Below are 6,691 nucleotides of genomic sequence, written 5' to 3' on the forward strand. Positions count from 1 at the left end.
GGGCGCGCGAATCAGGGCGTGATGGCGGGGCGTGTGAGGGGCGCCCTTGCGTTTCCGCGCGGTACGCCCCTCGCGCGCCGCAGGCCGTGTGCCGTGCGCCGTGTGCCGCACGCCGTGTGCCGTGCGCCGTCGCCGTCTGCCGTGCGCGCGTCAGCCCGCCCGTACCGCCGACACCGCCTTGCGCGCCGCCACCAGCACCGGGTCCCAGACGGGCGAGAACGGGGGCGCGTACCCCAGGTCCAGGGCCGTCATCTGTTCCACCGTCATCCGCGCCGTCAGGGCCACCGCCGCGATGTCGACCCGCTTGCCCGCGCCCTCGCGGCCCACGATCTGGACGCCGAGGAGCTTGCCCGTGCGCTGCTCGGCGATCATCTTCACCGTCATCGGGGCCGCGTTCGGGTAGTAGCCCGCGCGGCTCGTCGACTCGATGGTCACCGCGACATAGCGCAGGCCCGCCGCCCGTGCCTCCTTCTCGCGCAGCCCCGTCCGCGCGATCTCCAGGTCGCACACCTTGCTGACGGCCGTGCCCACCACGCCGGGGAAGGTGGCGTAGCCCCCGCCCACGTTCGAGCCGATGACCTGGCCGTGCTTGTTCGCGTGGGTGCCGAGCGCGATGTGGCGCTCGCGGCCCGACACCAGGTCGAGGACCTCCACGCAGTCCCCGCCCGCCCAGATGTCCTCGTGGCCGCGCACCCGCATCGCCAGGTCGGTCAGCAGCCCGCCGCTCTCGCCGAGCGGCAGTCCGGCCTCCTCGGCGAGCTTCGTCTCCGGACGCACGCCGAGGCCGAGCACCACGACGTCCGCCGGGTACTCCGCGTCCTCGGTGACCACCGCCCTGGCCCGCCCGTCGTCCCCGGTGAGGATCTTCGTGACCTCGGCGTCGTTCACCATCTCGATGCCCATGCCGGTCATCGCGTCGTGGACCAGGCGGCCCATGTCCGGGTCGAGCGTGGACATGGGCTCCTTGCCCCGGTTGACGGCCGTCACCTGGTAGCCCCGGCGGATCAGCGCCTCCGCCATCTCGACGCCGATGTAGCCCGAACCGACGACCATCGCGCGCCTGCCCCCGGTGTGCCGCAGGGCGTCGATCAGCGCCTCGCCGTCGCCCAGGGTCTGCACGCCGTACACGCCCGGCGCGTCTATCCCGGGCAGCGGCGGACGGACGGGGCGGGCGCCCGTGGCGATGACGAGCTTGTCGTACGCCGTCCAGTACTCCTCGCCCGAGGCGAGGTCGCGGGCCAGTACGCGCCTGCCGTCGATGTCGAGGCGGCGCACCTCCGTGCGCATGCGCAGGTCGATGTCGCGCGCGCGGTGCTCCTGTGGCGTACGCGCGATCAGGTCGTCCCGGTCCGCCACGTCGCCGCCCACCCAGTAGGGGATGCCGCAGGCGGAGTACGAGGTGAAGTCGCCGCGCTCGAACGCGACGATCTCCAGCTCCTCCGGCTTCCTGAGCCTGCGTGCCTGCGACGCCGCGGACATGCCGGTCGCGTCGCCTCCGATGATGACCAGTCGCTCTCGTGTGCTGCTCATGCCGGATACGCTACGGCGCGTCCCCGGGGCGGCGCGGCAGCCTCGGGCGGACGAGCCGCAGCCACAGCAGGATCAGCAGCGCGGCCACCGCGGCGAACGGCAGCACCGCGGCGAGGGCGATCGCGATCCAGCGCAGCACGGTCACGAACACGTCCCAGCCGCCGGTCAGCGCGGACAGGAACGTCGGGTCGTCGTCCCCGGCGTCCGCCTTCGCCGCGCCTTCGGTGAGCGAAAGCGTGATCGTCGCCATGGTGGTGCGGTCCTTCAGCGAGGCGCGCTGGGCGAGCAGTGCCTCCAGATCCGCCTGACGGGTGCTCAGCTCGCCTTCGAGGGTGACCACGTCACTCAGCTTCGTGGCCCTGTCCATCAGCTCCCGCACCCGTGCCACGCTCGCCCGCTGCGACCTGACCCGGCTCTCCACGTCGACGACCTGGTCGGTGACGTCCTTGGCCTTGGCGTCCCTGTCGAGCAGCCTGCCGGTGCCCTCAAGGGCGGCGAGCACCTCCTCGTACCGCTCCTGCGGGACGCGCAGCACGACGCGGGAGCGGTCGCGGCCCCGGCCGTCGCGGGTGGTCTTCTCGTCGCCCACGATGCCGCCCGCGTCCTCGGCGGCGGCGCGCGCCCGCGTCAGCGCCTCCGGGACGTCCTTGACGCGGACGGTGAGTGTCGCCGTGCGGATGATGTGGGTGCCCGCGGGCTGCTGGGGCCGCTGCTTGCCGGAGGCGCCGGGCTTTCCGGCCGTGCTGTCGGCCTGTCCGCCCGCCCCGCCCGCGTCGCTCCGGCCCACCGCCGCCTTGTCGCCGTCGCCGCCGCTGTCGCTGTCGCCCGCGGAGCAGCCCGCGAGCGCGAGGGCGGCGGCCAGCAGGACGCCCGAGAGACCCCGCGCCGCGCGGAGCCGGGACCCGCGGCGCCGTCCGCCCGCCTCTGATGTGTGCATCTGTGTTCCCCCCGAGGGAAGTGGTGACTGATGCTCCTTGGACGCCGGGGCGGGGCGGAACGGTGGTTGCCGGGCGGTCCCGATGCGGTCACGGTCCGGACTCGGCGACACCGGACCCCGTGCGGGGAGCCTCCCGTCGGGGGACCGCCGCGGGCTCTGAGAGAGTGGGGGCATGCGCGAAACGGACACAGGTACGGGCGGCCACGTCGTCGTCATCGGAGGCGGCGTCGCCGGTCTCGCGGCCGCGCACCGGCTGCTCGTCACCTCACCGGGCACCCGGGTCACCCTCCTCGAAGCCTCCGACAGGCTCGGCGGCAAGCTGCACGCCGGGGAGATCGCCGGGGTCCGCGTCGACCTCGGCGCGGAGTCGATGCTCGCCCGGCGCCCCGAAGCCGTCGCGCTCGCCCGGGAGGTGGGCCTCGGCGACCGGCTCCAGCCGCCCGCCACCGCCACCGCCTCGATCTGGACCCGCGGCGCCCTGCGCCCGATGCCCAAGGGCCACGTGATGGGCGTGCCCGGCGACGCCTCCGCGCTCTCCGGCGTCCTCTCCGACGAGGGCCTGCGCCGCATCGAGCGGGACCGTGAGCTGCCGCCCACCGAGGTGGGCGACGACGTCGCGGTCGGCGCCTTCGTCGCCGAGCGCCTCGGCCGCGAGGTCGTCGACCGGCTCGTGGAGCCGCTGCTCGGCGGCGTCTATGCGGGGGACGCCTACCGCATCTCCCTGCGCTCGGCCGTCCCGCAGCTCTTCGAGGCCGCCCGTACGCACACCTCGCTGACCGAGGGCGTGCGCGCCATCCAGGCCAGGGCCGCGCGAAACCAGCAGACCGGGCCCGTCTTCATGGGCATCGAGGGCGGCGTCGGGCAACTGCCGCTCGCCCTCGCGGACGCCGTGCGCGCGCGGGGCGGGGAGATCCGCACCGGGGCGCCGGTCAGCGGGCTGCGGCGCACCCCGGACGGGTGGCGGGTGAGCACCGGTGACGAGGTCATCGACGCCGGGTCCGTCGTCGTGGCCGTGCCCGCCTACGCCGCCGCCGCGCTGCTCGGCGCCGAGGCGCCCGCCGCCGCCGCCGAACTCGCGGGCGTGGAGTACGCCTCCATGGCCCTGATGACCCTCGCCTACCGCCGGAGCGAGGCCCGGTTGCCCGAGGGCAGCGGGTTCCTCGTGCCGCCCGTCGACGGCCACACCATCAAGGCCTCCACCTTCGCCTCGCGCAAGTGGGGCTGGATCGCCGACGAGGACCCCGGCCTGCTGGTGCTCAGGACCTCGGTGGGGCGGTACGGGGAGAGCGAGATCCTCGGACGCGACGACGCCGAGCTCATCGAGCTCTCGCGGCACGACCTGCGCGCGGCGACCGGGCTCGACGCCACGCCCGTCGCCACCCGCGTCACCCGCTGGCACGACGGCCTCCCGCAGTACCCCGTCGGCCACCACGCGCGCGTGGCCCGCGTCCGCGAGCACGTGGCCAAGCTGCCGGGCCTCGCCGTGTGCGGAGCGGCGTACGACGGTGTGGGCATCCCGGCCTGCGTCGCGAGCGCCCACGCCGCCGTCGACCGGCTCACCGGAGACCGCTCGGGCCTTGACGCGCTCAGCCGCGACCCGGTGCAGAGTCTGCACGGACCCGGAGGAGAATAGGCGCATGAGTGACGACGCCCCCGCCAAGACGCCCAACGCGGGCAAGAAGGCCAAGGACCTCAACGAGGTCATCCGCTACACCCTGTGGTCCGTCTTCCGGCTGAAGGACGTGCTGCCCGAGGACCGCGCGGGCTACGCCGACGAGGTCCAGGAGCTGTTCGACCAGCTCGCCGCCAAGGACATCACCGTGCGCGGCACCTACGACGTCTCCGGCCTGCGCGCCGACGCCGACGTCATGATCTGGTGGCACGCCGAGACCGCCGACGAGCTCCAGGACGCCTACAACCTCTTCCGCCGCACGAAGCTCGGCCGCGCCCTCGACCCGGTCTGGTCGAACATGGCGCTGCACCGTCCCGCCGAGTTCAACAAGTCGCACATCCCGGCCTTCCTGGCCGACGAGACGCCGCGCAACTACGTCAGCGTCTACCCCTTCGTGCGCTCCTACGACTGGTACCTGCTGCCCGACGAGGACCGCCGCCGCATGCTCGCCGACCACGGCAAGATGGCCCGCGGCTACCCCGACGTGCGCGCCAACACGGTCGCCTCGTTCTCCCTCGGTGACTACGAGTGGCTCCTGGCCTTCGAGGCCGACGAGCTCTACCGCATCGTCGACCTCATGCGCCACCTGCGTGCCTCCGAGGCCCGGATGCACGTCCGCGAAGAGGTACCGTTCTACACCGGCCGCCGCAAGTCCGTCGCCGACCTCGTGGCGGGCCTGGCGTAAGCGCGCTACAGCGCCCTGACGACGGGGCGCCGCGCGGCCCGCTCGCCGGACTGCGGCTCCGGCTCCCGGTGCGGTGCGCACGATGTGCCCCGCGCCGGGACACGGCCCTTGAGGAGGTAGGCCTCCAGATGGCCGTTGACGCAGGTGTTGGCGGCGCCGCCGATGCCGTGCGATCCGGCGTCCCGCTCGGTCACCAGGGCCGAGCCGCCCAGCCTGCGGTTCAGCTCAAGAGCGCCCTCGTAGGGGGTGGCCGCGTCGCGCTCGGCGGCCAGGATCAGGGTCGGGGCCAGCTCTGCGCCGTCGGCGCGGACGTCCAGCGGCTGCTGCCGGGGGGCCGACCAGTAGGCGCACGGCAGGTTCATCCAGGCGTTCTCCCAGGTCTCGAACGGCGCCGAGCGCGCCAGCAGCGAGTTGTCCCGGTCCCAGGTCTCGAAGTCCGTCGGCCAGGGGGCGTCGTTGCACTCCACGGCCGTGTAGACGGAGTTGCCGTTCTCGGCCTCCGCCGCCCCGCGCGGCTCGGGCGCGGCCTGCTCGATCAGCGGCTTCGCGTTGCCCTTGAGGTACTGCGAGAGCGCCTGCGCGCGCGTCGGCCAGTAGTCGTCGTAGTACCCGGCCTGGAGGAAGGCCGACTGGAGCTCGCCCGGACCGACCTTGCCCCCGGCGGGCTTGCGGCTCAGCCGGTCGCTCGCCTTCTCATAGCTCCGCATGACCGCGTCGGGCGTCCCGCCCAGGCGGTAGACCTTGTCGTGCTTGGCCACCCAGGCGCGGAAGTCCGCCCAGCGCCGCTCGAAGGCCGCCGACTGGTCGAGGTTGTTGCCGTACCAGATCTGCGAGGGCGCGGGGTTCACCGCCGAGTCGAAGACCATGCGGCGCACGTGCGAGGGGAAGAGCGTGGCGTACAGGGCCCCGAAGTAGGTGCCGTAGGAGGCGCCCATGAAGGTCAGCTTCTTCTCGCCGAGCGCGGCCCGCAGCACGTCGAGGTCGCGCGCGTTGTTGAGCGAGGTGTAGTGCCGTACGTCGGGGTTGCGGGCGGCGCACCCGCGCGCGTACGCCTTGGCCTTGGCGACGCGCTCCTTCTTGTACGTGAGGTCGGGGTGGCTCGGCGCGCTGGTGGGCGCCTTGGTGAGCCGCTTGGGGTCCCGGCAGGACAGCGGGGCCGAGCGGCCGACGCCGCGCGGGGCGTAGCCCACCAGGTCGTAGGCGGCGGCGATGCGCTTCCACTCGGGCATGACGCCGATGACGGGGAAGTGCATGCCGGAGGCGCCGGGGCCGCCGGGGTTGTAGACCAGTGAGCCCTGACGGGCCACCGCCCGGTCGCCGGACTTGCGGGTCGCCCTGGTGCGGCTGACGGTCAGTCCGATCTGCTTGCCGCGCGGACGGGCGTAGTCCAGCGGGACCCGGACCGTCCCGCACCGCAGGGACGGCGGCATGTCCTCGGCCTCGGGGCAGGCGCCCCAGTGGATGCCCGCCGCCTCGGCCCGCGCGGCGGCCACGAGGGAGCCCCGGTCCTCGGCGGACGGGTGGGCGGCGCCGCTCGCGCTTCCCGCGGGGGCGACGACGAGGGCGGTCAGGACCAGTGATCCGGCGGTTCCGTAACGGGCGGCTGCTGCTCTCATCGCGCTTCAATACCCCTTTGATCCGGGTGGCCCTGATCGGGCTCGATCGGGCCGTCTTCGAACGTCGGCGTCGAACAAAGGGGATAATTCGTGTGATATTCGGTGAAGTAAAGCACCGGCCCGCCGGTGTCGGCTCAATGCCCCCGTTGAGCGGCTTCCCCGTCCGCCCGGCCCGCCCGGTGCGCGAAGGCCGCGCGCAGCTCCGGATCGGCGACCGCGCCCACCCCGCGTACCGCCACGGTGGTCAGCCG

5 protein-coding genes are annotated in these 6,691 nt (G+C 73.8%); 2 read left to right on the forward strand and 3 right to left on the reverse strand.

Annotation, left to right across the window (positions count from 1 at the left end; genetic code table 11):
* Positions 1-150: 150 nt before the first annotated feature.
* Both AB8Z36_RS27695 and AB8Z36_RS27700 read right to left on the reverse strand, forming a co-directional pair.
* Positions 151-1,530 (reverse strand): FAD-dependent oxidoreductase, encoded by a 1,380-nt coding sequence (locus tag AB8Z36_RS27695; RefSeq protein ID WP_369216111.1) that lies wholly within the window; start codon positions 1,528-1,530, stop codon positions 151-153.
* A 10-nt stretch (positions 1,531-1,540) separates the two neighbouring features.
* On the reverse strand, positions 1,541-2,467 hold the full coding sequence (locus AB8Z36_RS27700) for a DUF4349 domain-containing protein (RefSeq protein WP_369216112.1): 927 nt from the start codon (positions 2,465-2,467) through the stop codon (positions 1,541-1,543).
* 172 nt (positions 2,468-2,639) lie between these two features.
* On the opposite strand from AB8Z36_RS27700, the gene hemG reads away from it, so the two are divergent.
* Both hemG and hemQ read left to right on the forward strand, forming a co-directional pair.
* Positions 2,640-4,100: a protoporphyrinogen oxidase gene (gene hemG, locus AB8Z36_RS27705; RefSeq protein WP_369216113.1), complete on the forward strand. Its 1,461-nt coding sequence runs from the start codon at positions 2,640-2,642 to the stop codon at positions 4,098-4,100.
* 4 nt (positions 4,101-4,104) lie between these two features.
* Positions 4,105-4,824 carry a hydrogen peroxide-dependent heme synthase gene (gene hemQ / locus AB8Z36_RS27710; protein WP_369216114.1) on the forward strand — a complete coding sequence of 240 codons (720 nt, stop codon included), beginning with the start codon at positions 4,105-4,107 and terminating at the stop codon, positions 4,822-4,824.
* 5 nt (positions 4,825-4,829) lie between these two features.
* Here hemQ and AB8Z36_RS27715 read toward each other — a convergent pair whose 3' ends face one another.
* The gene (locus AB8Z36_RS27715) at positions 4,830-6,440 is read right to left on the reverse strand and encodes an alpha/beta hydrolase (RefSeq protein WP_369216115.1); all 1,611 of its coding nucleotides are present in this window, start codon (positions 6,438-6,440) and stop codon (positions 4,830-4,832) included.
* Positions 6,441-6,691: the final 251 nt, after the last annotated feature.

The sequence above is a fragment of the Streptomyces flavofungini genome, from assembly GCF_041028215.1.
GTDB classification, from domain to species: domain Bacteria; phylum Actinomycetota; class Actinomycetes; order Streptomycetales; family Streptomycetaceae; genus Streptomyces; species Streptomyces flavofungini_B.

Coding starts and splice junctions, on each gene's coding strand:
- AB8Z36_RS27695 (WP_369216111.1), bottom strand. CDS start 1,530: ATGAGCAGCACACGAGAGCGACTGGTCATCATCGGAGGCGACGCGACC.
- AB8Z36_RS27700 (WP_369216112.1), bottom strand. CDS start 2,467: ATGCACACATCAGAGGCGGGCGGACGGCGCCGCGGGTCCCGGCTCCGC.
- hemG (WP_369216113.1), top strand. CDS start 2,640: ATGCGCGAAACGGACACAGGTACGGGCGGCCACGTCGTCGTCATCGGA.
- hemQ (WP_369216114.1), top strand. CDS start 4,105: ATGAGTGACGACGCCCCCGCCAAGACGCCCAACGCGGGCAAGAAGGCC.
- AB8Z36_RS27715 (WP_369216115.1), bottom strand. CDS start 6,440: ATGAGAGCAGCAGCCGCCCGTTACGGAACCGCCGGATCACTGGTCCTG.